We start from the raw sequence: 1,799 nt of genomic DNA, 5'->3' as shown, positions 1-1,799 counted from the left end.
GGCCACATCGGCCGCCACCACCCGCACCCGGGCACCGGCCTCCCGCAACTCCGCCACCAAGTCATCGGCGCCGGGAGCCTGCGAACCCCGGCGGCTGACCAGCACCAGCTCCCGCACCCCGTGCACGTCCACCAGACGACGGGCCACCAGCCCGCCCAGCGTCCCGGTCCCCCCCGTGACCAGCACCGTCCCGTCCGGATCCAGGGAACGGCGCGTCCCCCGGTCGCGGGCCGCGGCGCCGGCGGCGTGGACCAGGCGGAGAGCGTGAGCGCGCCCGCCGCGGATCTCGATCTCCGGCTCGCCGAAGGCCGCGGCGCGCCTCAGCAGCGCCCGGGCGTCCTCGGCCGAGTCCGCGTCGAGCAGCACGATCCTTCCGGGATGCTCGCGTTGCGCGGACCGGACGAGCCCCCGCACGGCCGCGGTGGCGGGATCGCCGGGCGCGTCGCGGGTGAGGACGACCAGGGTCGCGTCCGCGCCGGCCGGGCCGGCGAGCCGGGCGCGGAGGAACTCGATCGCCGCCGCCGTCACCGCACGGGCCCGCTCCGGGTCGGGGCCGCCGCTTCCGGTCAGGTCGAGCACGTTCTCGTCCGGCACGGGGGGACCCGGCGGCGGAAGGGTGACCGGCACGCGGCCGGGGCGGTAGAGCAGATCGCGGGCGGGCGCCAGCCGGTCGCGGTCCACGGCCCTCAGCACGAGACGGCCGATCGAGGCGACGGGGGCGCCGTCGTGGCCGGTGATCGTGAGCGCGTATCCCGCCGCCCCGTCCGGCGCCGCCGGGGAGGCCCCGCCGGGAGCTGACCTCGACATCGCCCGTACGCGCAGCACGGTGGCGCCGGACGCGTGCAGGCGCACGCCGCTCCAGGCGAACGGCAGCGGGATCCGGCCGTCTTCGGGCGCGTCCGCGCCCAGGAGGCTGGTGGCCTGGAGCGCCGCGTCCAGCAGGGCGGGATGCAGGCCGTATCCGTCGGTCCGCACGCCCTCGGGCAGCGCCACCTCGGCAAAGACCTCGTCCCCGCGCCGCCAGGCCGCGCGCAGCCCCTGGAAGGCGGGCCCGTAGCGATACCCGTCGCCGGCCATGCGGTCGTAGAAGTCGTCCAGAGGGACGGCTTCGGCGTTCACCGGCGGCCACGGGATCGGCTCCGGCTCGCCGGACCCCGCCACGCCGGACTCCGCCTCTCCGAACTCCGCCTCTTCGAACGCCGGCTCGCCGGGCTCCGCGGACAGCCGGCCGGTGGCATGCCTGGCCCAGGGTCCCTCGCCCCGGCGGGAGTGGATGCTCACGGCGCGCAGGCCCGTCTCGTCCGCGTCCCCGGCCACGACCCTGACCTGTACGGCGTCCCGTTCGGGCAGCGCCAGCGGCTCCTCGATGACGAGCTCGTGCAGGGCGCCGTAGCCGATCTCGGCGCCGGCGTGGAGGGCCAGCTCGACCAGCGCCGCCCCCGGCACCAGGACCGAGCCCGCCACCGCGTGGTCGCCGAGCCAGCCGTGCTCCCGCAGCGACAGACGGCCGGCGAGCACCACGCCGTCCGGCAGGGACACGGCCGCACCCAGCAGCGGGTGCTCGGCGTCCTCCAGCCCCGCAGCGGCGAGGTCGCCCTTCCCGCGTCCGCCGTCCAGCCAGTAGCGACGGTGCTGGAAGGCGTAGGTGGGCAGGGGAACCGTCCGTGTGCCGGTGCCGGTGTAGAGGGCGTTCCAGTCGATGGGGACGCCGCGGACGTGGAGTTCGCCGGCCGACAGCAGCAGCCGGCGCAGGCCGCCGTCGTCACGGCGCAACGTGCCGGTCACCACCGAAGGCTCAG

At 77.2% G+C, this 1,799-nt stretch carries 1 protein-coding gene; it reads right to left on the bottom strand.

Annotated features, from left to right (window positions below):
* Window positions 1-1,785: SpnB-like Rossmann fold domain-containing protein (locus QSK36_RS42970; protein ID WP_285786429.1), on the bottom strand; the 1,785-nt coding region annotated here is incomplete at its 3' end.
* Window positions 1,786-1,799: the final 14 nt, after the last annotated feature.

It is taken from the genome of Microbispora sp. NBRC 16548 (genome assembly GCF_030268985.1).
Taxonomy (GTDB): Bacteria; Actinomycetota; Actinomycetes; order Streptosporangiales; family Streptosporangiaceae; genus Microbispora; species Microbispora catharanthi.
This window is presented reverse-complemented; position numbering and strand designations above follow the sequence as displayed.